Origin of the sequence: Butyricimonas paravirosa (assembly GCF_032878955.1) — a bacterium.
GTDB lineage: Bacteria > Bacteroidota > Bacteroidia > Bacteroidales > Marinifilaceae > Butyricimonas > Butyricimonas paravirosa.
Map to the genome: position 1 here is coordinate 2,259,830 of NZ_CP043839.1, position 26,582 is coordinate 2,286,411.

Genomic DNA, 26,582 nt, shown 5'->3' on the forward strand with positions numbered 1-26,582 from the left:
CCCCCTTTCGCACGCACCTGAAAATAAAAAGCACTTTATTTCTTCTTTTTCTTCTTCGTCAACTCCGCCATTTTAGCACGAAGCTCTGGAAACGAAAGATTACGAGCAACGATACGATTCTCGGCATCCAGCAGGAAATAAGTCGGGAGATCCCGCACCAGATAGAGGCGGACAATCTCGGACTCCATACCCTTAAGGTCTGAACCGTTGGTCCAAATCATCCCATCAAGCCCAATAGCCTGTTTCCACATGGCAGCACTTTCATCCAGAGCCACACTGACAATTTCAAGACCTTTCGGGCGATATTGCAGGTAAAACTTAACCAAATCAGAGTTATCCTGCCGAGAACTACCTTGTTGTGCAGCCCAAAAATGTATAACCTTCCATTTAGCGGGCAAACCATGTAAGGTAAACGTGTTGCCATCAGGTTTCATCAAGGTGAAATTGGGAACAACTTCTCCCTCGATCAATTTACCATATCGATCTAACATCGCCGCTATGGCTTTGCCGGGAGCTGTGGCACGAGCCGACGTCCCCAATAATTCATATTTAGCACGAAGCGTGGCTTCATCATCTGCAGCCATGTTCAAGGCGATGATGTAAGCCGAGACATAATTGTCAGCGTTAGCCTTGATCAATTCCTGTGTTTTAAGCACCGATTGCTTGTAAGCATTGTCAAGACGAAATTGCAAACTTTCAACTTTCGCCGCATTACCCTCGCCTTCCAAAGCCTTATACTCTGCCTCGGCACGGTTTTTCTCGACAGCATAATCATGACCGATGCGTTCAAACTCCTTCCAAAGTTTCACGGCCGGTCCTTCACCCTCTATTGCAGCCCCTTGTGCCGTAACTGAAACCTGGTAATTTATATTCTCCAACAACAAGGGTACCTGTCCTTCCACCCCGGCAAAAGCTAGATTCACGGCACGAGCTTCCCCGGACACCGTTCCTCTGAGTATAAACTTATCCCCCTCAACAAGGGTTGATGCCAGCGTATCGACCCGACCAAAATCGGCTGTCACGACAAAGACTTTAGTAATCGATATGCCCCGAATTTTCCCGGAAATCGTGTATCCATCCTGGGCCAAACAAGTCCCTCCAAACAACACTCCGGATAATAGTAACAGTATCACTTTCTTCATATATAATTATTTTTATGCCCCAATCAAAAGGAGCGTTCTACATGTTTATTCAAATCACTGATCACATTTTATCTTCACGCTTCAACTTCGCATTCAGTCAACGTTTCTATAAAATTAAGCCATGCGTAATCCTATTTTACAATTAATATTTCATCAGCGTTACAATGTTAGAAAATGGGGTTGCATTCAGGTCCATCTTAAAACATGTATCTACATCTGCTGTTCTTCATCTCTTCTCTTGTTTTCTATCCTCTCGTTCTCTCTCCTTCCTTATTTGGTCCCATTCTTTCTGATCTTGTTTCTGCCTCTTTTTTCTCACTTTCATAACCTTTTCCACTTCAAGAATTTCATTAGAAAATACACAGAATGGCAAATCCTCTGTCAAAAGATCCTTCAGCCTATCCTCGCTGATTTCAGGGACTTTGAACCTTTTCACGATATCTTGTTCTATTTCGTGGAGTCTGTCAGGATCAATATTTAACCAAAATCCATCGTAATGATCCGGGTAGCGCTGTCTTTTCCGAACAATTTGTCCTATTTGCAAAGCACTACTTAAATTTACGTTCGCACCGGGATTATTTACCGGTTCCCACCTTGTCATTGTATCGGGATTATGAATATTACGAACCGTCCACTCAGCATAATTCCATTTATACTCTTTTACTTCGTATGTCACATTTTTCCCTTTCACTATTCCAAGTTTGAATACATCTTGACAAAACAGTGAAAAATTCACGCCGAATAGTAATAATACTAATAAAATAACCTGTTTCATTTGTCTTTATTTTAATAGCTTCTAGTTATTTCATAAAATTTCTCATGTTCGATCTATTTAACTATTACGATCCATTCCGACATTCATTTTTAATGAAAACATCATTCTTCATCTTGTTTTTCCTTTATTACAAATTTAGGCCATGGCCGAACTTCAACTTTAAAATCTTTTTGCTTCCAGGCTTCTATCGCTTTTCTTCGAGTCTCTCTCGTTTCCTCTATATTTTGAATCTCACTTCCATATACAAAAACGAAAAAGTCAGCTTCCACGTAGATTTTTTGCAATTTCGACGGTAATTTCAATTTTCTCAAGATAAGCTGTTCCAAATCATGCAATCTGTCCGGAGAGAAGTTTGCCCAAAACGGTTCATCGCACAAGTAAAAAAAATTAGTTACCTGCAATAATTCCTTTTTTTTCGCATCGACCCTAAATGTCATACCGATAAGAGCACTACGATATATTTGGGCTAATTCTTTCGGTGACAATCCATCGTGTATAATTTCAGCTACTTGCATGTTGATATCAACCATTTGCGGAGGGATTATATTATGATTAGGCACCTCTCGAAAAGTGGTGTCCGGGTTATTCACGTTTCGTATAAACGTGAACGATTTCAAATGTCCTTTGCCACGCTTGACTTCATACGTCACGTTCTTACCTTTCACGATACCTTCGTCATACAATATTTGGGAAAACAAGATATTCACGATAAACAAAGAAATAATCAACAAAATAATCTTTTTCATGTGTATTCTATTTTATAATTTTTACAACAATACTGGGCAACATAAGCTTCCACTTCATTGTTCAAGTTCCTATTTGGAAGTAAGTTGCCATTTTGAAAAAAGTGAAAAAACTCATGAAACAAGAGTTCATCTCTATTCGCATCTCGTAATATCTTTTCATTATAATCAATCCTTCCCATCCCATAATATCTCAGTTCTCCATCAACCCCCATGACCAAATTTCCGTCTTTATCCATGATGGGCCAGAAATAAATTAAAGGACGATTCGGTATACTTTTAACCCTTAGAAGCAATCTCCTTCCCAGTGTATTCCCCAATATTTTTCCCGTGGCTTGTTTAAATTCCTCGGGAGAATTATCTCGAAGCAAATCCGCAACCGTTACATTTTCGGGAAGAAGGTTCAATTCGGCATCAAAAAGTATCTCTTCCTCGATTCCCAACTCTGGCTCCGCACAATTCCAACAGGAAACGAGTAAAACAAATAACAATATAAATTTGCACGTCTTCATGTCCTCTCTTTTTATTTATTCCCGCCCAGCAACTCCACTATCTTTTTTTCCAGTGCCTTTCCTCGAATTTTAAAAAGCCTATAACTTATACATCTGATTTCTTTTTTGCCAATATTCCCTTGACGCTTTTTGCTCTGCCTCCTCTGCCTCCTTTTTCGCTTTAGCCTTTTCCGGGTCAAGTATTTGATCGGGACATACATATACCTCGAAATCGTCATTCAAATACATCTCCGGTGTGTCTTCAGGCAACACTAATCGTTTCACGATATCTTTCTCTATCGCATACAATCTGTCGGGATCAAAATTCAGCCAAAAACCATCGTAAGCAACAGGATCTCCCTCCCGTTGCCATCCTCTCGCCGCCCGATCCCGTGCCGCCACGTAATGATTATAAAACAAAAAACAAGTCACTTGCAACACTTTACGCTTCGTGCTATCCACACGCAACACGACCCCAGCATTTTCCCCGAATGGTTTATTTTTTCTCTCTTTTTCATTTAGCTCCGCGACCTCGGCTTCCGACAAATGATCGTGGAGAATGATGCCGATCTGCATGCTTAAATCCTCGAAAAAGCCCCGTTTCACCACACCCCTATACGGTATCTCTTTCTGCACGGTATCCACGTTATGAACATTACGAACAATCCATTGCGGGTAAGAAGGCCCCTTAGGCTTATAGAGAGTCACAATATGTTTCACTTCATACGTCACGTGCTTCTCTTTCACGGTTGTCCCGAGTTTAAACACGTCTTGAGCGTTCGCGACACTCGTTGCGAACAATACTGCTAATGATAAAAGAATCTGTTTCATAAGTGTTGATTTAATAATTGAACAAGTTTTGGAAAAGGATGCTCGTTATATCCCGCTTGATCTCGCATCCAATCAGAACCATTATAAGGAGGGGTTTTTGCAATAAAATCCAACGCCGCCACGTATTTCTCGTGAAACTCGTCATACGAGATCCCCTCTTTCAAATAACCGGTACGTTTATCTATACAAGAGGCAAGTGCCACAAGTATTGGTCGAAAATCACGATCAATTACAACAGCAAAATAACTACTGCTTTTACTGTCAGAGTATAAATATTGAGCCAGACAAGCTTCCAGTTCATTGTTCACGCTTTTTCTCGGTGGACGTTCAATACCATTTTGAAATACGTGAAAAAATTCATGGAATAAAAGTTCGTCTTTACAATCATTATTCAGCACTTTACCCGTGTAACGTATTAATCCACTCCCCGCATAAGCCATTTCTTCCTTGCTCATATCCGGCAGTCCATCCTCTCCCGGTATAGCCTCGAAACGAATAAAAGCACGATTGGGACTCAACGCTTTGACATATCTCAACAATTTATTGCCTATACTATTATTCAAAATAGTAAAAGTGGCATCCCCCCAAGCATCAAGGTAACCTGGCGCAAGCAAATCCATGACCCTTATATTTTCGGGGAGAAAGTTCAACTCGGCATCGGGAAGCACCTTTTCCTCGAATCCCAACTCCGGCTCCGCACAATTCCAACAGGAAACGAGTAAAACAAATAACAGTATAAATTTGCACGTCTTCATATCCTCTCTTTTTTATTTATTTTCCTCCAGTAACTCCGCAATCTTCTTTTCCAGTGTTTTCCCCTCCCGGGAAAGTCACTTTACCTTCTAGAATCGGGTTTAAAAAATCAATATCACCACTAGCAACAAATTTCCCTTCGAGGAAATCAAAAAATCCGGTCAAAGGAACTTTCATTTCTTTTATAGTCCGATAAAATCGCTTGATTTGTTCCTCCGTCATGCTTTCAAATAATACACCATACATCTGAAAAGAAACATATATTACTTTTCCTTCTCTATCAAATTGAATAGAAGCCATACAAAAATTCAAATTCGGGTATCGCTCCACATGCTGCACGAGTTTACGCAAAATATCTCCCGGCAAAGCCTTTATACATTGTATAGTCCAAGCCTCTTGCGCATGATCAAAAGCGATCCGACAAGAATCGATATCATTGTTATAGTCAAAATTATGATCAGCGAACGGGTAATCAGAAACCAAAACCGCATCACAGGTATCTTGGATACAATAAATCCCATTCCCGTATTGAAGTCGATAAGTCAAAGAATCCCAACGAGCCTTCTTTTCCGAACCAAAAACTTTTTCCATCTTCAAATTTTGAGCCTGCCCTCCTAACGTTAGGCATAATAAAACAAATAATAGAATCGCTTTCATCATTTTTATTCATAGTTATATCTACCTGTCTTGTTGTCACTCTATACAGCCAGATGATTAAAGATTGAGGATGAATACAATATACCTTGTTTCATTTTTTCCGTCATTAAAAATTCAGTTTTGCTTTCCTTATTTTCCCCCTAATAACTCCGCAATCTTCTTTTCCAACGCTTTTCCCCGGAGATTTTTGGCCACGATGCGGTTATCCTCATCCAGCAAGATGGTATGAGGGATTCCCCTGATGAAATAACGGGCGGCGATCTCCGAGTTCTTTCCTTTCAGGTCTGAAACGTTAGGCCAAGTGACCTTGTCGTTTTTCATTGCCTTGGCCCACTCCTGCTTTTTATCGTCTAGCGAAACACCGATGATTTCCAATCCCTTGTCATGATACTTTTGGTATATCTTGCGCACGTTTGGGGTCTCCCGGCGGCAAGGCTCACACCATGAGGCCCAGAAATCCAAGAGTTTCACTCTTGCCTTGATCCCGTGAAGGGAAAGCGTGTCGCCATTCAACGTTACTCCCTTAAAATCCGGGGCAACGGATCCCGGTTCCACTTGTTTTAAAGCTGCTAATTGTATGGCAATCAATTGCCCGTAAAAGCACGTTTTGGCCGGTTCTCCCAACATCTCGTGAAGAGCTTTCAAAGAAGAATAATCCATTTGCAGCATGACAGAGGCGATCATGAAGGCCGTGACGGGCGAATCTTTATAAGTTTTAAACAACTCCTCTTGTTTCTTTCCGACCTCCGTCATTGTCTTCTCAAATTGTTGTTGCAACGCTTGCAACTTCATCTGGTTCTGTTCGGCATAAGCGGCCCGAACCTCCTGTTCCATCCTCATCTTTTCCCGGGTGATAGTTTGATTGATAACGTTGTACTGGTTCAATATCTTTTGGGATTCCCCTCCGCCTCGTACTTCTATGCCATTCTCCCCTGCCACGATCGTGTATTCCAGATTCTCGAGCATCAACGTGGCTATCGGCTGTTGCTCCGCTGTCATTATGTAAGCAAGAATCATGGAATCAACTTGTCCCGAAAATTCAAAACTACCGTTCACCATGAGAGCCTCATCCAATTTAACCGCCCCTCCCGGGCTGGCACTCACCAACACTAAATCTCCCCCGATCGTCCCTCCCAATTCTCCCGTGATCTTGAATCCCTGTTGGGCCAAGCTCACTACAAACGAGCAAACTACCAGCAACATTGATAATACTATTTTTTTCATGACCTTCTCTTTTTTAATAAACCCCTCCCGTTTCGACCGGTAAGTTTCAACGGGAGAGTTGACAACGTGTCTATAATTAATTATTTCTTTCTTCCACTATCGTTGCAACGGATGTTTCAGCACCGGCTCTTCCTCGATCTTCGGTGTAGTCCTGTTGATTTCCACGTCGCCCACGATGATTGCCGACGGGTAGATCAGGGAGGCGGGAACGCCGTTCGGGAAGTAGTTCATCACTCGTTCATCGGAAGATATTCCCTTCAAATCCATTAACTTCGTCAATTCCGGAGCAGACAGATTGTTCACCCGGACCCGGATCTCCTTGCCGTCCTTCACGTTCACCTTGTAAACCGCAGATGCCTCTCCACCGATGCGTCGAACGATGTAGGCGTACTCCAGATCCGCCTCTTTAGCCGCCTTCAACAGGGCCTTCTTCAACTTCTCGGGGCCAACGCCCTTGCTCGCCTGCACGTGAATGGTTCCCGGGGAGACGATCGCCATAGGGTTATCCGGCGAAATCATAAAACGGGCACTACCCGTGGATTCCGGGGCCTTCAGTGTGGGAACCCGACCATTCAACATTCGCTTAAAGACCCCGTTCTCCACGAGGGTCAACTCGGCTGCCGGGACCACGCCATCCCCGTCAATCTCGTAACACCCGAAAAGAGGGGTCCCGTTATATTCCGCCAGCGTCGTGTAATTCTTCACCGTCAAGCGGCTATCTATGATTCTACGCCCCAGTTGCTCGTCCAGCATTCCCCGAGCCGGGGCCATCGTCCGCAGTGCCAGTAATCTTCCCGGTGATAGCAAGTTATCGGTGAACAGCCGGGAGGCAGCCCCCCCCCTCGAAGAGCACTGGACCCGTGTAATATTCCTCAATCATCGGTGTCTCCTTCAATTCCATCAAGTTATCGGCAAAGTCCTTCACCTTCTTCTTCAACTCCTCTATGGACGGCAAGTCTGCCGGATTATCCAGCGAACTGATCGCAAGGACATCAGATACCGTCGAGCCGTCGGTCGTTCTCACCGATGCGCTCACCGTGAGCCCTACTAACCCCAGCGGGAATTTCAATCGGACATTCTCGCTTGTCAACCGGTAATTGTCCTGTTCCACGGCGACCAACATCACGTTGGAGTTGAATAATTCCTTGTAATCCTTGAACAGGACGGAAAGTTCTTTTACCATTCCTTCCAGCACTGCAAGATCAACCTCGAAGGGTCTCGGTCGCTCTACCATTTTGGTGACGGCCGGAAGTTGTTGCATGTCCGGCACGGCAGCCTCGGCCGGCGGCAACGGGTTGCTCTTCAGGTGAGCAATCTTCCGTGCCATCACTTGTAACGAGAAACGATACATCAAGTCCGATGTCTCCCAGAATCCCCGGCGGATGTTGTAGCCGTCCAACTCTGCAGGCAACTGAACGGGAGCCACCTGCCCCATGTACTGAATATCACTGTTGTGCTGGTAATTCCCCAGCATCACCTGCACCCCACCGGAGCTTTGCCAGGGAGTTACCGTGGAATAAAAGATGCCTCCCAACGAACCGGCAATCTGCCACTGGCGGTAACGAGTCAACACGTAAGACAGGTAATAAGGCTTTGCCTCACCCGGCAACGAAAGACCGACCATGTTCCTCCGTAACTCCTCGTCCATCGCCCCGAAGATCGCCTCGTCACCATCACCACCGGTAGAAGTATTCACTTCCGGGGCCGGCAACACGGGAGGTAAGTCACGAGACTGCGCGCGACGTTGCGTTTCCACTTGGCTCACATAAATCATAGGCGAACAGGCCGTTACGGGAACCCACCCCGACTCGGCACCGCACATCCCCGTGAACACGGCCGGTTGGTCACCGGCGGCGGTAATGTTCGAGAACATCGAGAGCGGGGTCCCAATCATGTCCACCCCGCGAACCAGCTCGTCCGGACGACCGTCAACGTACACCCGGTAAACTTCTAGCGGAGTCACGTTGAACGAGTTCAGACTTCCACCTTCCCCGGTGTAAGTGAATCCGCTGGTCACGGCGTTGAAGTAGTAACCATATTCCTTCCCTTGTTTCTTGGCCTCCTCGATCAACATCTGGCGAAGCTCGGATTCCGTGTAAGGATGTGCGGTCTCGATCACTAGGTTGGACTGCCGGGAAACGGGATCCCCCCCGCCGGAAGTCCGTCCGTGGCCATTACTAACCGGAAACCCGTCCAGCGGAACCCGGCTCATCAGAAACTCTTTCAACACGCCATTCTCCACGTTATTCACCCGGCGAGCCCTCACGCCTTCGTCATCGTAGAGGTAGTGACCGTTCAGGTCCGTTCCGGCATAACGAGTCAACGTGGGATCGCAGTATACTTGGAAATCCACCGGCAACACTCGCTCTCCCACCATTTTCTTGAACGTCTGGCCTCCCGTTTTCAAACGATGACCTTCCAGCCGGTGACCGAAAATCTCGTGGAAGAACACCCCGCTTGCCGGACCCGAAAGGATCGCCGGACCCGTAAACGGGTCGGCCACGGGTGCATCTCGCAACGCCAGCAGGCGACGGGTCATCTCTTTCGCATCAGCAACCATCCGGTCAATACCCGGTAACTCGTCTGGGTTGTAGGCAAAATAATCCATGTTCAATGGTAACACCATCCCGTCAGCGGCTTTTAGGGAAGCAGACAACATCACCCGGGCCGATACCCGATTCTGTACCACCTCCGCACCCTCGCTACTCACCAAGTAGGTCCGGTAAACCTGAAAGGTCAAGTTCGCCATTCCCTGTTGCAGCTCCGGGCAAGCCTTGAACACGGCGGAAACCTCGTTCAAGCGTTTTTCCCACACAGCGACGTCCACTATCTTGTCGATGCCGTCCAGCGGGGCCTCGTAATACTTCTCTGCGGTAACACCCGAAAAACAGGGAGCCTTGTCCTCGTCCTCCACGCTGACCGTGGCTTTCGTTTTCGAGACTTCCAATTGTTGTTGGGCAAACTTGTAACGTTTCAATGTCTCTCGCCAGATTGCCTCGCGGATACCTTCCGTCGTCTCATCATCCAGCGGCAGGAACACTCCCGAGACATTACCTCTGCGAGGATCTTGTGCCGCCCCTTGCGAATTGTACTTGAAGTTATCCAGTTCCAGGCTGCCCAACCGCACTTGTGGAACCAGTGTTCTCATCCGGGTTTCCCGGGAGGATGCTATCGCACCAAAGCTACTTGTGACGTTCACCGTGTAATCGTCCATTGCCCGCAGATTCATGTAATAAGGAGCTTGAGCCTGCTTTTTTAACTCGTTCATGCTGTACGTCAACTCCGATTTTAGCAATTGCAACAATTTGTCTTGTTCCTGAGCCATGGCAACCGGAGAGCAAAAGAGCAACAAGAACAACAAGAATTTAGATTTTATCATATCTCCGTATTTTTAAAGTTCACCTATAAAATTCATTTTATTAAAAAGAAAGTTTTACATTCTATTTCACATCTCCCTTCAACTTTTCGTCAACGCCAATAACAAAATAATCTGTTTCATCATGAAATTTATTACTTAATACTTCTCAAAAAATCACACAAGGTAGATATAGTCGCGCTACTTCTTTTCATGTTTTCAGCGCCCATAATTTATTTCTCTACACTCCCCGTCAATATACCCCGCTTTAATAAGTACATTCAAGTACGTTCCCTCTCTAGCCCACTTCTCCTCGCTCCAGTCTATCTCTTCGATTAACGCCCGCTCGATTTTATAAAACTGATCCACGGACATCGTCCAAAGTATTCTTGATATTTATCATAAATACATATATTTATGTTTTTCAAAAAAATTCTCTATAAAATATCTCGTAAAGTACACTCTCCTCGGGAATACTTCCTCCGTTTTCCCTCATTCTCTCTAAAATTTTGGATTCGACATTGACCACGAAATAATTTTTCCAACATCCGTTTTTCTTCACTTCCGAATAATAATCGTCCTCTTCATTCAATCGAGCCTTTGCTATAATTCTTTTTTCGATAGCACGAAAACGATCTACCGGGTATGTCCTCCAAAAACAAGCATCACGATGCTTATTGAATGTTCGCTCTACGTGTGCTTTCTCCCACGTTTCAATGGCATCCTTGGAAATCCCGCTATCTATAAATCTCGAGCGCATATAAGCTATATATCCTTTGTCTATTTCGTCAAAATCACAAGGATTTTTAGACAATCCAAAAACTACTTCTCGTACGCATAAACAAGAATCCAACACGCAAAAAACACGGAAACCGGCCCCCTGACATATTACCTCATCTATTTCCTCCCGAGTTAAATGATTATACACGATTTCCCAAATATTATATCTTAAACTATCAAATCCAGTATTGGCCACATATACATGCCCCTTCTGGTATCCATCTTCAATACCGAGAGTGTCGTACCTATTATTCCGGTTCTTTAAAAAAAGACTTGAAACATCTTTCTTTACCTCGTAAGCCACTTCTTCCCCTTGTAACACATCACCCGTCTTCAAACATTCTAAAGGAATTCCATCGACACAAGAGATTCGTTTACCCCTTATCTCCTGTGAACATACAATGCTATAAAGCAAGATTGACGCTAATAATAAAACTAGTTGTTTCATAATTCCATTAATTTATCATTAAACTTGAAAGTATTCGAACAGAATATGGAGACGGTCCTATTTTCCACCCCTTATCACTACCATACAAAGGATGTAACCCGATCTCTGCTAAAGCGATCAAAAATGCATGTTGAAACATGGATTCATTCGTGGCTTTTCCCGTATATATATCAAAAAATTGTGCTAGACTCTTTATTTTTTCTTCAAAATTCAGATTATTCCCCCTCAACGCCTTAAACTCTTTCCCTGACATCATGCAATAGAAATATTGTCCCAAATAAGCTTCGATTTCAGTTTCCAATAGATATGACAATCTCCCTTTCGGCTCCTGAGCCATATGTATTAATTCATGAAATACTAACTGCAATATGTCATCTGTAGACATCTCTGCAAAATTATACTCCACACACCCATTCCCTATATATTTAAACGTATTCTTCAGGCCCAATTGATAAACAAAACGTGCTTTTATACCACTATTTTTCAAGGCTTCGGCAGCTCGATTGACAAGATTTGCTCCTATTTTTGTTTCATAGAGCCCCAAAAGAGCATCTTTAATAATTAGTGGAACATCCTGAAATTCTGCAGGAAGTTCCTTTTTATTATTCATAATTTGAAGGTCGGGAAGAATCAAATTTTCCTGATCCATATCTAATGGAGACTCAGCACAACTTCCAAAAAGGACAATCGCCACTAGAACCAGTAAAAAGTTTATTCTTGTCATACTCAATTCATTTACTTTTACCAAGATATTTCATCGTGAAAAACTCCAGCATACCGTAGACGTAAGGCTTCATCTGGCTTTCCACATCTCGAATCATCACCACTCACTCTTGTTGTGTTCATGACTTTTTCATGTTTTCAGTACCCGTAATTTATTTCTCTACCACTCCACCCCGCTGTTAATAAGTACTTTCAAGTACTTTCCCTCTCTAGCCCACTTCTTCTCGCTCCAGTCTATCTCTTCGATTAACGCCCGCTCGATTTTATAAAACTGATCCACGGACATCGTCCAAAACATTTTCAAATATTCCTCGTTATCTTTAAACCGGGGATCGACATCTCCCCACTCGGGTTTATCAAACCGGAATGCCAGCTCTTTGATTTTTCCCTGTTTCAATCGAAAATGTATAAACACACCCGCCCACCCCCGTTTGTAAATAGCCCGTTGTTCCGGGGGCAGGCAAGCCCCCACGATCGTCGCCAGTTTCACTCGTACCTCTTGCGGGATATAATATTCATCGATCTTGTCATCCGGGTAAACCTCTCGTAAACCGGTCGAGTCCTGATTGGCCAAGTTTTGCAACACGAAGAGATCATTATCGCTATCCCGGTAAAGCTTGTATTTTACCCCTTTCCCCGTTAGCGTGTCTCCCACCTGCTTGCCTTCCAATATATCCGATTTTGATTCTTTTCCCGTTTGAGAATACAACATTCCGGTATTCAAAACCATTACTAAAAATAAAATAAACTGTTTCATGATAAAGGTTATTACTTGATACTTCTTAAAAAATTACACAAGGTGGATATATCGCGAATCGGATATTCCACCCATGGAGCCTCTCCCTCTTTATTTTGATACAACGAACATTGCTTTATCGCTCTCATTGCCTTATCATAGTGAGATGCAAACTCATCGGATGTAATAGTTCCGCTATCCAAATCCATGCATTTTACCAATTTTATTATATTCTCTGTAAGCTCATCATTGGATGTTTTAAAAATCTCGGGCCGCCCCACGCTCAAACAAAAAATATACTGGGCCATATACGCCTCGATTTCGTCATTCAACACCCGGTTAACATCATTCCCGTCCTTGTAAATATGAAACAACTCATGAAATGCAAGTTGTTCAAGGTCTCCATTCTGCAAATTATTCGGATTGTATAAAACCCACCCCATCCCCATGTAACGCATAGAACGTTCGGGGATACTGAAAGTAGAAGTAAATTCTATCACGTACTTCGGCGGACACCTCAAACTGGCATACGTCAAAAGCGGTCCGCCCAAACGCGTAGTTTTCAAATTCGCTAGAGCTTCATCTATCGGACTAATCCCACTTCGTGTATCGCTAAAAATTTCATCTTCTTGCTCCATTTCTAATGGTGACTCTGTACAACTTCCCAAAAGGAAAATCGCCACCAGAATCAATACATTCATTTTCATAAGCCTATCGTTTAAGTTCGTTATTTCACTCTTCTCGTTTATATTATTGTTGCTTGTTATTCGTTATTTTAAATATTAGAAACCGATCCCGACCTAGATCTTAACATCTCCTCTTTCCAAGCTTCGATCGCCTCCTCTCTCACCTCTCTTGCCTTTTTCAAATTACAGATATACTCGTACAATATACCAATCTGTAAAACATACACGAAATCCCTCGTCATTCCCGGGGGTAGTATGACTTTCTTCACGATGTCTTTTTCTATTTCATACAGCCGGTCGGGATCGAAATGTATCCAAAACCCGTCACTGGGAACATCTGGTTCCTTCTTCCGATATTCTGGTTCTTTTACAAAATACTGCACCTTTGTTATGTTTCCGCTACTGTCTCTATCGATACAATTCATTGGACGTCTCGTTGTATCCGGAATTTCACTGGCACATTTCCGTATCCCGTCCCGATACATGCCGTAAAACACGAACCACTCCACCTGTACCAGCTTATTACTATCAATCCGAATCATCGTTTGAAAATGATCCGAGGGAAAAGATTTTGCTATCTTACTTAGCTTCCGCAATTCTCCTGGTAATAAACGATCGTGAATAATTTTTGCTATCTGCATTTCAATATCCCATGTTTGAGCAACTAAGTTGAACACATCCATCACTTCCACTTTAGCGGTATCCGATTTACGTGTATTTTTGACAATTCTGCCCCACGGGAAAGAATTTTGTTCCTTCACTTCATACGTCACGTGTTTCCCTTTCACCGTCCCAAGTTTAAATACCTCTTGCGAAAACAAGGAACTCGCACTAAACAATGCCACAAATAAAAATACAAAATGCTTCATAAATTTTCATTTATCACGTAATAATCTTATAAGTCTTTGAAAAGGATAGAAACCGTGTTGAACCAACCCCGAAACCCATCCATCACCGCTATAGAACGGCACCGTATTAAGTGCTTGTAAAAAAGTACTATATTTGTTATAATTTTCTTTTCCAACGTTTTCCTCCAAAGTTCAAGACCACAAGCTATATACCCTTCTTCAGACTAAAAAAATGCAACACACCATAAACACAAGGGATTTTTTGATCGTACGCGTTTGCCAGCATCTTGTAACGAATCTTATTTATTGAATCGCGTTTTTCTCTATTCACACGTGAATCCGCCTCTGGGTATTTATCCATAGTATCCATAAACAATTTCCCATCCGGACGATTAAAGTCAAAACAATCCGGGTGGAAAGGCTGATTTATGGCCGCGTCATAAATCAGTTGCAATTCCTTTTCTTGAACCACGTCCAACAAGGCCGAATCTACACGAAAATAGACGGACAACACCTCGCCCGTGTTCTTCACTAAAGCATATACATCAAAATAATTCTTGTTTTTCACCTTGCTATATAGCTCGTCTCCTCGTTTCCACAAACGTTTCGTCAATGTATCAGGTATTGCTTCCAACCACTCTTTAGGATAAGGTTGGATTACACCTTCTTTACTTGTAAGACAAACTCGCGATTCCAACCAATAGGTCAGTGTATCGGGAACCGAGGCATTTGTATCCAACAATCCTTTTGCTTTAAAGAACTCGACTTCCTCATCCCAACGAGTATTTCCCTTGCGGACACGGGTTACGTAAGCTATTCCTAAATCAAATCCTTTTTCCCAAACCTCTTGCTGCAAGGCTTCAAATTCCCGCTCTAAATCTAAAGGAACAATCCAAGTAAAATTGTTTTCAATCCGTTTAAAACTTTGAAAATCTTGTCCATATGTATTCAAAAAAGAGAATGATATTGTGAAAATTATATATATCTTTTTCATATCAGTTTTTTTTCTATAAAATCATGGGAGGCCATCCTGCTCGAGGTTTAACATCTTCCTTTTTCCAACGCTCTATCGCTTTCTTTCTCTCTTCTTTTATTTTCTTTATATCACCCAAATCACGAGGCATTATCAAAATATTAAAATCATCCGTTAGAAGTATTTCCGGCATTTTCTCCGGTAGCACCACTCGCTTCACGATATCTTTTTCTATCGCATGTAATCGGTCTGGATCAATATTCAACCAAAAATCATTATATGAAGCGGGGTAATCCTGACGTTTCTCCGGAGGTCTCCTCATTCCAGCCATGTACTTATTGCAAAATCTAAAACAAGTTACTTGCAATAACTTGTACTTATTGCGATCAACACGAAGAATGACCTCAAACCAACAAACTCCTCCTTCCTTTTCTCTCGTTTTCATTTCCAACAATTCTTCCGCTGATAAATGTTCATGTAAGATCTTTGCTATTTGCATTTCAATATCCTTCTCCTGGGAAAAGATCACTCCCGGGTTTGGAACTATTTTTATAGCTGTATCCGGGTTATGAACATTTCTGACAATCCAACGTGTTGGAACATCTTTTTGTTCCCTCACTTTATACGTCACATATTCTCCTTTCACAGTTCCGAGCCTGAACACTTCTTGCGAAAAAAGCATGCTCACGCTAAACAATGCCGCAAATAATAAAACAATACGTTTCATAAATTCTGATTTAGTAGTTTTGCAAGTTTTTGAAAAGGATACAAACCTGCTTCAACCCTACCTGACGTCCAACCGTCACCACTATAATTGGGATGTCCGTCAAGATAATCTAAAGCACTTGTATATACATTATAAAATTCTTCGTAATCAACCCCTTTCCGCAAATAGCCGGTACTTGCATCAATATATGATGCAAGCTCCATAATACGCTCTGTAAATTTTTTATCTATAACCCATGCAGAATACTCTCGACTGCTGGCATAAAAATACTGGGCAAGGTAAGCTTCTAGTTCATCACTCCTATTAAGTGCAGGTTCCTTACCTGCATACTGGAATACATAGAAGTTCGTCTTTGTATTCATTTATTAATGCCGCCTGAGTATAGCCTATTTTCCCTCTCTCACCATAATTCATTCCGATATAACTCATTTCCGGATTTCCATCTTTATCTAGTATTACCTCAAAATGAACAAAAGGCTTATTCGGACTTAGAGCGTAAACAAACTCAAGCAATCTATTTCCTATACCATTATCCAAAATCGTTGCGGTAGCACTTTTCCACCCTTCCGGACTATTCTCTACGAGCAAATCACTAACTTTCAATTTCCCTGCAAGAAGATTCAATTCAGAAATCACAAGTTGTTCTTCCTCTAATCGTAAATCAGACTCTGCGCAACTCCAGAAAAAAACAATGATACCGAATATTATTAAATATCTATTTCTCTTCATCATTACCGGTTTAAATTCGTAGTAATCGTTCTCACGTACCAAACGAAAGGGAAGTATTCCCCTGCCCGCACGCAAGACAGGGAAATACTATTTTGTTAGTAGTTAAACTATTCCACCGTACACGGAATAAACTTACCCAAACGCAAGCAGTACTTTGTCAAGCTACTGATCGTGCCGATCGGACGATTCGACATCTTCAGGCGAATATACCGTACAGGAGTTCGCATTTCCTCCGGTACTAGAAGATAAGTTTCCTCTCCGGGGGTGTTCCCTATCGAGGCACTTCCATCCGTGTAATTGGCATTCGTCCAAGTATAACCGTCGGTAGAAAACTCGATTTTCAAATTAGACAACAAGTAATCTGTATCTCCTTTTTGGTTACGGGTAGGCTGTCCCACTTTAAAACCATCCACAATTTGAGGAGTTTTCATATCATAAGTTACGGAGACAACACTGGCGCCCACCGTTTCTGCCGGCTCAAAATACACCTCCACGTCATATTCTTCCGTATAGCCATAACCATAATCTACCACGACATGCCTCAACCCGTCGAAAAGCAACATGGCAGCCCCGTTATCCTTGTAACCGTTATACACGGTATCAGAACAAGTTACCTCCCAGCCGAGGGTATCCAACGGCGTGTAGACCGGTTTATCAAGCATATTGCTGTTTCCCTTCTCCTCGAATGCTAAATCCGTCAATTTCCCTGCTTTTTTATATGCATCGAAAAAAGACGTTCCAACAGCATCTTTTTGGTAAAAATAGTGCTCATTATAACGCTCTACCGTGAAATCGGGACGAGTATCTTTCAAAAATTGCAACATCACTAAACCCACGTATTCATCCGTGGTACTGTGATTGCTTTTAACATACTGGGAATCCATGTATCGATTTTTACCAAGAACAACTTTCTTCAAGTTCGGAAAATACATCAAATCCTGCATGGAAGTCATATCGAAATCCATTTCCAAGGTTTCCACCTCGTTCACCCGGTTCTCCCAATCCTGTCCGTAGACACCGAGCATCAGCTGGGAGAATGCCGTAGACCACAACCTTTCATTCAGATTCAATGTTTCATCCTTAAAGTCAATTTCATCGACACATCCCAACAATTTTCCCTTCCGCTGCACGATAATCGGTTGGTTAAAATCAATATCCACACCAACCTCATCAGGCAACAAGAAAAAATAGTCACGTCCTAGCTCAACAGCACTTCCCCACTGTTCATAAGAAAGAGAATCGTGTGTGTGGGCTTTCATATCCCACGTATGTTCCACCCCGGCTCTATCTTTAAAACACAACATCATTTCCTTAACATTTTCATTATCCTGATCAAGCACTACCGCCAACTTGTCCCCCATGCGACTAAAAGCCGTGACTCCTCGCGAGAAGGAGCGCAAATCCTCGTGATCGTAGGAATACGGCCGACCGTATTTTTCCTCCACTAATGACTCTCTTCCATTGGCATCCACGTTGTTCACCCGTACCGTGTACATGGCATCTCCCAAATTATCAATATAAACGGTATCCATCAGATCTTCACTGTCTGGATCACAAGGATTGGCGAACATTTCACCAGATCCTTTATCTGATTTCCACGTGATTTTTACTTTTTTTACCCCGGCATCAATATTGTGTTTCCACACCACTTGTAACCGTTCCCACCCCGGATTTACCTCCACATCCGCACATTTGCCCAAGTAGCGGATCATCCCGTCTCCGGCAAACTCGTCGTAGGTCTCTTCAAGACTCTCGCTACAACTTACCACAAAGAGTGCGGTAAGCAGGCCGATTATATAATATAGTTTTTTCATCATAATTGTTCCTTTATTTGTTTTCCATCTTTACAAATACCTCTAGCTCGTCGAAAGTGATGTACTCATTAGCATTATCCTCATATCCATACGGATAGTTATTTGACCAACGATGACTCATATACGTATCCTCAATGATGAAGAAAACGTAGCGAAAAGCTTTACCTAAATAGTTACACTTCATATCCAAAGAGATGGGATCTGCCGCCTCAAAAGTCTTGTCATCCTTGTCCTTGAATGCTGAACTTCTGTCATTAGGACCTTGTTGATAATCAGAGAAACGACACCAAGCATTACGATAAAAATTAGTCCATCCCGGATCATCATTCAAGGAATAAAGCAGAGTACACTCACTGAGAGGCGCTGTACTAGGATTTTCCGCATTGGTCCCGTACACTTTGATCTTACTTGCTAATCGAGAAGTATACACGGCTGTCCATAACGTACAAACAAACATATCTTTAGTCGGATCAGGATAATTGGGATTAGCATAAGGATAATCACGTCCATGATATAGGAAAGCATCCCCACGCAACATAGCAGGAATCTTCGGCGTGCCAAAGTCTATGACAAAACGTTCCCCGAAGGCATTCGGCCCTGCAACAAAAGTACCAAACTTGTAGTTATCACCTCGCTGGTAATTTTTCCGATAATTAGCACCCTTCTTTTTCCCATCGAAAAGATATTTCACGCCGATTTCGTGGGGTTCATCTTCGATTTGCAAAGCCGGAGGAAAAGAGAATGTAAACTGATCCGGAGACAGCATTTCCATCGCCAAGGCATCAATGCCCTCATAGATTTGCATTTTCACTTGATTTCCCTCGAAATCATCCGTCCGTACAACCACTTTCAGTTCATCCAACGCCTGTTTCAACTCAAAATTTAGCGTGTCTCCCCCTTCTAGAATAGGAAAACTTCCCACCAGGATATTATCCTCTTGTTTCGTGGTAGGATTTATCCCTACATAAAAAATATGTACCGTTCCCTCCACAATAGCTGGCGACGTATAGGTCACGTTGAAACCTCCCCAAAACGGGTTTACTGTTAGATGTTCGAAGAGAGCTACAGTGGCTGCATCTTGTGTGCTGAACGTCTTTTCCAGCGGTGCCGATTCCTTCAGGTTATTATTAAGAAAAGTCAACTGTACCGGCTCGTTAGTCCTCGCCTCCGCAAAACCGTTCAGCAACAATGTGTCAGTCAGATAGGTTCCTTCTTTTACTAACTGCCGCCCGTAAGCATCCTTATAACGGGCTCGTACTCCAAAAATATTCATATTGTCAGGTAACTTGTAGCGCATCACCGCACCTCCCGGAACCGGATCAAAAGAGATTTTCCGAAACTCCACTGGCACGTCGAAACCGTTTTCATCGTCATCTTTACAAGCAACGAATGCAACCAGTATCAATAAAAAGAATAATATCTTTTGCGTCATAATTCTAAATTTTAAATTCTAAATTCTAATTTACCATCCCGGGTTTTGCACACAACCGGCCGTTTGCACCTCCTCACTCCGAATAGGCCAGAAATAGTCTCGCGGTGCAACAAACTTATTGCCGGAATAAACCACCACCGGGCCTCGTCCATTATTATAGAAACTATTAGCATTATTCCCTATCACATTCCACCCCAAGGATTTCTCGTTAAATTCGACATTGGCAATTTTCCAACGCCGCACGTTCCAGAATCTGTATCCCTCAAAAGCAAACTCGATGTTCCATTCTTGACGGATGATATTTCGCATTCCAGTCTTCGTTTTCACTCTACCCGGGTCCTTGGCATTCTTCCAAGCTTCCTCTACATCCGGAATTCCTGCCCGTTTTCGCACCACGTTCAAATATTTGTACACTTCCGCATCAGGAGCTTGTTTACACTCATTCAGAGCCTCGGCTGCAATCAAATACATCTCTGCCAAACGGAAAATAGAAGCCGGTCTTTCTCCCAAACTCCCTAAACCACTTTGATGGCCGAGAAGAGTCGCCCTCGAAGAAGACCATTTTTTCAAATAGTAACCGGTAATGTTTTGCGGACCGGTAGCGGACAAACGTTTTTCATTCAATCCCCATCCTTCACCTTGATAAACTTTCATCAAATAGACATTGTTTGCACCAGTACCCAAGCGCCAATAACAACGATCGGCAGCGATAGTAGCATAAAAACGGGGTTCACGGCGACGATGAAGGTTTAATACAGGTTCGTTCAAAACAACCACATCAGTATACTTCGGGTCGGTCTCCACGCTAAGAGCATAAGGATTTCCACCCCCTACCCACTTCAAATCCTGATCGATGGGTAAACCATTCTCCGTGTAGAACATCTCTACCATTTTCATGCTTGGCGTCAAACAAGCCCCCGGCAACGTATGGTTCGAACCGTCATCAAAATTAGGCAAGGTATAGTTAAATAACCCGTCTCCCTGCTGTAGCCTAATCATATACAACACCTCGTCACTCAACCACCCAAACGTCTGAATGGATCTCTCTATATCAAGCATATAACCCTGTAATTCCGTATTAGCAGAATTGCCACTCACCAAGTTCGCTGATCCTGTTTCGGAACAATAATTAATTAAATCAATAGCAGCCTGTGCAGCCCGCTCCCATTTTTGAGGATCAGCCGTAGAACTGAACAAAGGTTCACCTTGTTTATTTTTGAGATTTCCGTAATCGGGATTACCATTGAAAAGATCAGAAGCCTGGTAGCATAATGCCCGCGCTTTCAATGCCATAACAGCCTCTTTATTGAAATATCCACGTCGCTCACTCTGTTTCGCATTGCAGGAGGGAAGTAAATCGACCACCTCATCACAAAGACTCACGATGTAATTGAAACAAGTATCCACGTGAAGACGAGGTAACTTCAATGTTTCGACATCCTGATTCGGATCAAATTGATCCGGCACAATCATTACCGGGCCGTAGCGACGTACCAGCTCGAAATAATAAAAGGCCTTTAGCGCAACCACTTCCGCTTTCCATTCCTCCTTATCTTTATCCGGCAAATTATATACATTGTCTATACGGGTAATAAAATGATTACAAATCACGATTTGCGTGTAAAAATCTTTCCGGCAAGGCACACCATTAGCACTGGTTATATTAAGCCACGTGTCTCCATAAGGATCTAACACGTTCTGCATACCGCCAATAATATCCAATCCTTCCGGATGATAATAAAGTGTATTTCTCATGTAATTGTCGGCAACTAATTCATCTGACCCAGTGTGAGTCACATCATCCCACCGGTCATAAAGGTCTTGCATATAGGCATAAGCACTTTTCAGCCACACGTAAGCCTGATCATAAGTCTCGAATTCCGAATCGATGGTTGCGATATCCTCCTCCGGCACCACATCCAACCAACTGTCACAAGACGTGAACAGTAAAAACGGAAGTAATAAATAAGATAATAAATGTTTCATTTTATCTCTGTTTTTTAATTAGAAGCTAATATTAACACCCATAGCGTAGGTCTTTTGAATAGGGTAATTAAACCCGTTTCCTCCTAATTCCACATCCCACAATTTAAAATTGGAGATCAAAAAAGGATTGTTGGCACGAGCAAAGAATTTCACGTTCTGCATCCGCAATTTTTTGCGGAGTCCCAATGGCAAGTTATACGCCAGTTCCAACGCCGTGCAACGTAAAAAACGACACTCCCGCATAAAATAGGTGGAACGGCGATCATCCGTGTTATTCGCACTCCAATCTTCCTGCTTGTTATAAACAGTGATGTCCTGCACGGAAAGACGGGGCCAGAAGGGGCGGTTATCCACATTTTTCTCCGTCCAATGACTCTCGTAAATTTCCTTCAGCATCGCATGGTCCTCCACAAATGGAGACAAGGCTTTCGGATTAATAAAGAATCCTCGCTTACCAGATCCTTGGAACGAGAAGTTAAACTCCCAGTTCTTGTAATTGATAAAACCGCTGAAACCATACACCATCCGCGGAGTTTCCGGGAAACCGATATGCACCGCATCATTCACATCAATCGTCCCGTTTCCATCCACGTCCCGGTAACGAATATCCCCCGGCATGATACCAGTATTTGCTTGTGGCGAGTTATCGATCTCCGCCTGATCTCGGAATAACCCTTCAGCAATATATCCTACCCGCTGAGAAAGCTCGTACCCTGTTTTCAACTGCCAATACGGTTTATCCTTTGCCTCTTCCAACTCCTTGTAAACCGCCTTGTTATAAGTAAAGGTTCCGTTTAGGATAATCCAAAAATCATTACTGAAAGAGTGTTGCACTTTAGCAGAAAGATCCAAACCTCGAGCCCGAATTTTACCCAAATTGTCCAGTGGGTTCACTTCCACCCCCACCTGAGCAGGAATAGTAACTCGTTGTTCGATAATATTATGACGTATCTCTTGATAAAGATCAAGGTTGACTTCCAAAATATCCTTAAAAAAGCGGGTCTCCAAACCGAGATTTAACTGCTCGGACACCTCCCATTTCACATCCGGGTCACCATAATTTTTAACCTCTTTACGGCTTAATTGCTGCTGTGATCCCGGTTCCGGGTCCATATAACCTGGCCCTCCAATAATTTCCGGCATATACACGAAACGAGGGTCTTTGATGATTCCGTCGTTACCGACCTTCCCCCATGAACCTCTCAACTTTAGGAACGAGATCCATTTATTGATACCTCCCTGCATAAAATTTTCCTTAGAAATAATCCAGGCTCCGCTGACAGCCGGGAAAAACCCCATTCGATTATTTTTAGTAAAACGCTCAGAACCATTATACCCAAAGCTCGCCTCTACAAAGTAACGATCTAAGAATCCGTAACTACCACGCATGGAAAAACTCAAGTTACGTTGCTCGAAACTACCAAACAAATCACTCACCGGAGCAGAATTAGCTTGTAGTGCCTGAAATACAGCCGTCAACGATGTCTGGTGCAAAGTTGCATCAACCCCACCCCAAGCTGCGGTATGCAGCATACGACCTTCATACACCAATTGCGTGGAAGAAGTCGAGGCAGATCCTCCCTGATAAGGCTTTTGCAAGGTCCGTCGTCCATTCGACAACAGCGTCAATTTATGTTCTCCGGTTTCAAAATCATACCCCCCATTTTCTGCATCCATCGCATAATAAAAAGGTCTGAACTCAAAAGCATTCATCTCGTACCCGGTTTTTGACAAAGAGGCACTCGCTCGTAATTCCAATCCCTTCACCAATCCAGATAAATTATGGATATACTCTAATTTAGTCGTCGCACTATAACGGCTCCGATCTTGATAACCACTCTGTATTTGAGCGTATGGATTAAGGGCAACGCCATCACCTTTCCTCACACTCCCGAAACGTAAATGCGGCCAACCATGTTCGAAATCACCCGGATAAGTAGGGGCAAAATTTACTGGTGAAGCATTGAATGCATAAGCATAAGCAGTTTGTACTTCAGAGCGAGGTCCATGATATTTATCGTAATTTATATTCGTATAGACCAACATTCTGATACCGGAACTTAAATTTACATTCAAGTTGATACGCGATGAAAGCGTGGAATTCTTAATGTTCACTTCAAACTGATTCAACCGATCGGTTTTCAACATTCCCTGGTCACGTACATAATTGACAGAAGCATAATATTGGACTGTTTCGGACCCACCCCGAACATTCACCCCCACACGATGGTTCACGGAATAATCTTTGAACAGGACCTTAAACCAGTCGTTAGCAGGGTACACCCAAGAGGGATAATCTTTACTACCCGTGCGTTCGATACGATTCAAGGAATACTGGGGAGTAGCACCCGGATTTCGCGCCAACAACGCCTCATTGTACATCCGCATATAAGTTTGAGGATTCACCACTTCGATTTTATCCGTCGGCATAGAGGCTACTGCCTCGTAACGTACAGAAGTATATACACTCCCGGCTTCTCCTTTTTTTGTTGTCACGATAATAACCCCATTTGCACCGCGTGCCCCGTACATCGCTGTTGCCGACGCATCTTTTAACACGGAGAAACTCTCAATATCCTCTGGAGCCATACGTGCCAAATCCAAACGGGAAGATTCCACCCCGTCAATCAACACTAAAGGTTCTGAGGCTCCGTTAGAAGAACTGATACCCCGAATGTAGAACTTGGTGTTCATTTCCTCTTCAGTCAATGCACCAGGAGCACCACCCGTCTGCCAACCGATGATTCCGGCAATTTTACCGGTAAGAGCGGAAGTCAAATCACTACTAGACGATTTCAAATCCATTGGGCGTATGGTAGTAATGGCACTCGTTACACTCTCTCTTTTTTGCTTACCGAAGGCCACAACCTGCACTTCGTCCAATTTTTGCTCCTCGGGATTCAAACGTATATTCACTTTCGTTTTCCCTCTCGGCTCCACTATCGACGTTTTGTAACCGATAAAAGAAACCCGTAAAGCATCTGTCGGTCTCACGTTAATCACATAATATCCGTCCATGTTCGTGACTACACCATTTGTAGTTCCCTGAATCAACACGGTAGCCCCGGGGACCGGATTCCCGTTTTCGTCAACCACCCGACCAGTAATCTCGGTCAACTTCACGTCCGGTAGTTTCCGCAGCGTGATCACCACGTTTTTGTTCACGATCTCAAAACTAAAACGTGTTCCATCCAGACATTTTGTAAGAATCTGTTCTAAAGTCACATTCTTAAAAGATTCGGTAATCTTTTTCGTCTCATTTTTTACGTTCTCGCTGTTGTACGTGAACTTGTAATCGCTATTTTTTCCAAAATAATCAAACACCTCTGTTAAAGAGGCATTTTTAAAATCCACGGTAAATTTCGGGACTTCTTGAGCCACAACAACACCTATATTGCCTATGATAAACAAAGACAACAAACTCAGGAATCGTTTCAAAAACCTGTCATTCCCAAAAATACACTCTCCAAAAGTGTAACAAATCGGTTTTTTCTTCATAAATTTGCTTTTAATTATTCAATTAATGAGTAACAAATAGGTAAAGGGAGTGAAGGCTCTTTGCCTATTTTTCTTTTATAATGATTAAATCACCTATTCTCGTGTAATGGAAATCACCCGTACCTGCCAAAATCTGCAACACACTATCCACATCCGAATACCTTTCCACCATTGTCGTGTAGGGAATATTTTCCAAAGCAGAGTTCTCAAAACGACATTCACACCCGTACCAATTCTCCAGCACGTCTGCAATTTCCCGTAACGGAGCCTCCCGGAAGGCAAACATGTTATCCATCCAACTCGTGTAATATCTCGTATCAACTACCTGCACTCGTATTTTCCCAACCCCGGTAAGCAAAGCTTGTTGCCCAGCGCATAATTCCACGCTATCCAACATTCCATGTTTCATTCTCACACGCCCTTCCACCAAGGTCGTAACACACGAATTTTCTCGGGCGTTCACGTTAAAACTTGTTCCTAACACACTGATCTCGGAAGAGATCGTTTTCACCACAAAGGGATGACCGTGATCTTTTGCCACATCAAAATAAGCCTCCCCTTTCAAATACACAACCCGCTGGTTTTCAACGAACGTATTCGGATATCGCAATTCACTCCCAGCATTCAGCCACACGAGACTACCATCGTACAAAACCACCTTTATATTTCCTTGTTTTGAGGTCGTCAACACGTTGTATTCTACTTCTTGCTCGGGAACAGATTGTACGTCCCGCTCACTTTCCTGCGGTTTCAAAGTCTCCTTATTTCCCCCCATCTTCAAAGACTCTTGTTTTACAGAGTCCTCCAGATAAACCACCTTTCCCGCCGTGGTCACTAATGTCGCAAAAGGTTCCATCTTTCCTTTTGATACGGAAGAAAGTAACACCTGCCTCACCGGCATCTTTTCTTCCTTTTCCATCAAACCCCAAAGCACCACTCCCACCAATAACACGGCCGCAACACCCGAAACATACTTCATCAAACGTACTCGTTTCTTTTTCCTGATCCGATCATCCACGTTCTTAAAAGGTACCTTGGTATCCACATTATACATATCTGCCACCCCCTCGTAAAGATGGTCAGCCTCCCGAAGCTCCATGAATAATTTCCGGTTCCTCGGTTCCAAACACCATGCCTCCAACAATTCGTCCTCGCTTTTTGAGGTCTCTCCCCGAAGAGATTTATAAATCAAATCACTAATTTCGATATCCTTCCGTATCCTTTTCATGAA

25 protein-coding genes are annotated in these 26,582 nt (G+C 43.1%); all 25 read right to left on the reverse strand.

The features are described from left to right. Nucleotides 1-35 precede the first annotated feature (35 nt). The gene (locus F1644_RS09435) at nucleotides 36-1,142 is read right to left on the reverse strand and encodes a TlpA disulfide reductase family protein (RefSeq protein ID WP_118261455.1); all 1,107 of its coding nucleotides are present in this window, start codon (nucleotides 1,140-1,142) and stop codon (nucleotides 36-38) included. 226 nt (nucleotides 1,143-1,368) lie between these two features. Further along, entirely contained in the window at nucleotides 1,369-1,917 is a 549-nt protein-coding gene (locus F1644_RS09440; protein WP_117774553.1) for a hypothetical protein, read from the reverse strand. A gap of 101 nt (nucleotides 1,918-2,018) precedes the next feature. Then, a complete protein-coding gene (locus F1644_RS09445; protein WP_118261457.1) occupies nucleotides 2,019-2,663 on the reverse strand; it encodes a hypothetical protein in 645 nt (214 codons plus the stop codon). After that, a complete protein-coding gene (locus tag F1644_RS09450; RefSeq protein WP_087421557.1) occupies nucleotides 2,660-3,172 on the reverse strand; it encodes a hypothetical protein in 513 nt (170 codons plus the stop codon). The genes F1644_RS09445 and F1644_RS09450 overlap by 4 nt, the downstream gene beginning before the upstream one ends. Nucleotides 3,173-3,250: 78 nt before the next feature. Beyond that, nucleotides 3,251-3,982, reverse strand: a complete 732-nt coding sequence (locus F1644_RS09455; protein WP_118304000.1) for a hypothetical protein — start codon at nucleotides 3,980-3,982, stop codon at nucleotides 3,251-3,253. Continuing rightward, nucleotides 3,979-4,737 carry a hypothetical protein gene (locus F1644_RS09460; RefSeq protein ID WP_087421555.1) on the reverse strand — a complete coding sequence of 253 codons (759 nt, stop codon included), beginning with the start codon at nucleotides 4,735-4,737 and terminating at the stop codon, nucleotides 3,979-3,981. The genes F1644_RS09455 and F1644_RS09460 overlap by 4 nt, the downstream gene beginning before the upstream one ends. A gap of 16 nt (nucleotides 4,738-4,753) precedes the next feature. Further along, nucleotides 4,754-5,395, reverse strand: a complete 642-nt coding sequence (locus F1644_RS09465; RefSeq protein WP_117774549.1) for a hypothetical protein — start codon at nucleotides 5,393-5,395, stop codon at nucleotides 4,754-4,756. 126 nt (nucleotides 5,396-5,521) lie between these two features. Further along, entirely contained in the window at nucleotides 5,522-6,616 is a 1,095-nt protein-coding gene (locus tag F1644_RS09470; RefSeq protein WP_087421553.1) for a redoxin family protein, read from the reverse strand. 96 nt (nucleotides 6,617-6,712) lie between these two features. Then, nucleotides 6,713-7,387: a metallopeptidase TldD-related protein gene (locus F1644_RS09475; protein WP_317147152.1), complete on the reverse strand. Its 675-nt coding sequence runs from the start codon at nucleotides 7,385-7,387 to the stop codon at nucleotides 6,713-6,715. A 37-nt stretch (nucleotides 7,388-7,424) separates the two neighbouring features. Further along, nucleotides 7,425-9,995, reverse strand: a complete 2,571-nt coding sequence (locus F1644_RS09480; RefSeq protein ID WP_168044281.1) for a TldD/PmbA family protein — start codon at nucleotides 9,993-9,995, stop codon at nucleotides 7,425-7,427. Between the two features lie 195 nt (nucleotides 9,996-10,190). Continuing rightward, entirely contained in the window at nucleotides 10,191-10,346 is a 156-nt protein-coding gene (locus tag F1644_RS09485; protein WP_158571853.1) for a hypothetical protein, read from the reverse strand. A gap of 49 nt (nucleotides 10,347-10,395) precedes the next feature. Further along, nucleotides 10,396-11,199, reverse strand: a complete 804-nt coding sequence (locus F1644_RS09490; RefSeq protein WP_118303998.1) for a hypothetical protein — start codon at nucleotides 11,197-11,199, stop codon at nucleotides 10,396-10,398. A gap of 7 nt (nucleotides 11,200-11,206) precedes the next feature. After that, the gene (locus F1644_RS09495) at nucleotides 11,207-11,923 is read right to left on the reverse strand and encodes a hypothetical protein (RefSeq protein WP_118303996.1); all 717 of its coding nucleotides are present in this window, start codon (nucleotides 11,921-11,923) and stop codon (nucleotides 11,207-11,209) included. Between the two features lie 159 nt (nucleotides 11,924-12,082). After that, nucleotides 12,083-12,679 (reverse strand): hypothetical protein, encoded by a 597-nt coding sequence (locus tag F1644_RS09500; RefSeq protein WP_147344456.1) that lies wholly within the window; start codon nucleotides 12,677-12,679, stop codon nucleotides 12,083-12,085. Between the two features lie 11 nt (nucleotides 12,680-12,690). Further along, nucleotides 12,691-13,365: a hypothetical protein gene (locus F1644_RS09505; protein ID WP_118303992.1), complete on the reverse strand. Its 675-nt coding sequence runs from the start codon at nucleotides 13,363-13,365 to the stop codon at nucleotides 12,691-12,693. Between the two features lie 68 nt (nucleotides 13,366-13,433). After that, nucleotides 13,434-14,213, reverse strand: a complete 780-nt coding sequence (locus F1644_RS09510) for a hypothetical protein (RefSeq protein ID WP_118303990.1) — start codon at nucleotides 14,211-14,213, stop codon at nucleotides 13,434-13,436. A gap of 184 nt (nucleotides 14,214-14,397) precedes the next feature. Continuing rightward, a complete protein-coding gene (locus F1644_RS09515; protein WP_087421547.1) occupies nucleotides 14,398-15,186 on the reverse strand; it encodes a hypothetical protein in 789 nt (262 codons plus the stop codon). A gap of 13 nt (nucleotides 15,187-15,199) precedes the next feature. Further along, nucleotides 15,200-15,892, reverse strand: coding sequence for a hypothetical protein (locus F1644_RS09520; protein WP_087421546.1), 693 nt, complete (start codon nucleotides 15,890-15,892; stop codon nucleotides 15,200-15,202). Next, nucleotides 15,889-16,254 (reverse strand): hypothetical protein, encoded by a 366-nt coding sequence (locus F1644_RS09525; RefSeq protein ID WP_118303988.1) that lies wholly within the window; start codon nucleotides 16,252-16,254, stop codon nucleotides 15,889-15,891. The genes F1644_RS09520 and F1644_RS09525 overlap by 4 nt, the downstream gene beginning before the upstream one ends. After that, nucleotides 16,211-16,621 carry a hypothetical protein gene (locus F1644_RS09530; protein ID WP_118303986.1) on the reverse strand — a complete coding sequence of 137 codons (411 nt, stop codon included), beginning with the start codon at nucleotides 16,619-16,621 and terminating at the stop codon, nucleotides 16,211-16,213. The genes F1644_RS09525 and F1644_RS09530 overlap by 44 nt, the downstream gene beginning before the upstream one ends. A 107-nt stretch (nucleotides 16,622-16,728) precedes the next feature. After that, entirely contained in the window at nucleotides 16,729-18,438 is a 1,710-nt protein-coding gene (locus F1644_RS09535; RefSeq protein WP_087421543.1) for a DUF4998 domain-containing protein, read from the reverse strand. 10 nt (nucleotides 18,439-18,448) lie between these two features. Beyond that, complete coding sequence (locus F1644_RS09540) at nucleotides 18,449-19,867, reverse strand: DUF4959 domain-containing protein (RefSeq protein ID WP_118261466.1); 1,419 nt, start codon at nucleotides 19,865-19,867, stop codon at nucleotides 18,449-18,451. 30 nt (nucleotides 19,868-19,897) lie between these two features. Then, nucleotides 19,898-21,853 carry a RagB/SusD family nutrient uptake outer membrane protein gene (locus tag F1644_RS09545; protein WP_118303984.1) on the reverse strand — a complete coding sequence of 652 codons (1,956 nt, stop codon included), beginning with the start codon at nucleotides 21,851-21,853 and terminating at the stop codon, nucleotides 19,898-19,900. A gap of 18 nt (nucleotides 21,854-21,871) precedes the next feature. Continuing rightward, nucleotides 21,872-25,351 carry a TonB-dependent receptor gene (locus F1644_RS09550; RefSeq protein WP_118303982.1) on the reverse strand — a complete coding sequence of 1,160 codons (3,480 nt, stop codon included), beginning with the start codon at nucleotides 25,349-25,351 and terminating at the stop codon, nucleotides 21,872-21,874. Between the two features lie 64 nt (nucleotides 25,352-25,415). Continuing rightward, a complete protein-coding gene (locus F1644_RS09555) occupies nucleotides 25,416-26,579 on the reverse strand; it encodes a FecR family protein (protein ID WP_087421540.1) in 1,164 nt (387 codons plus the stop codon). Nucleotides 26,580-26,582 lie beyond the last annotated feature (3 nt).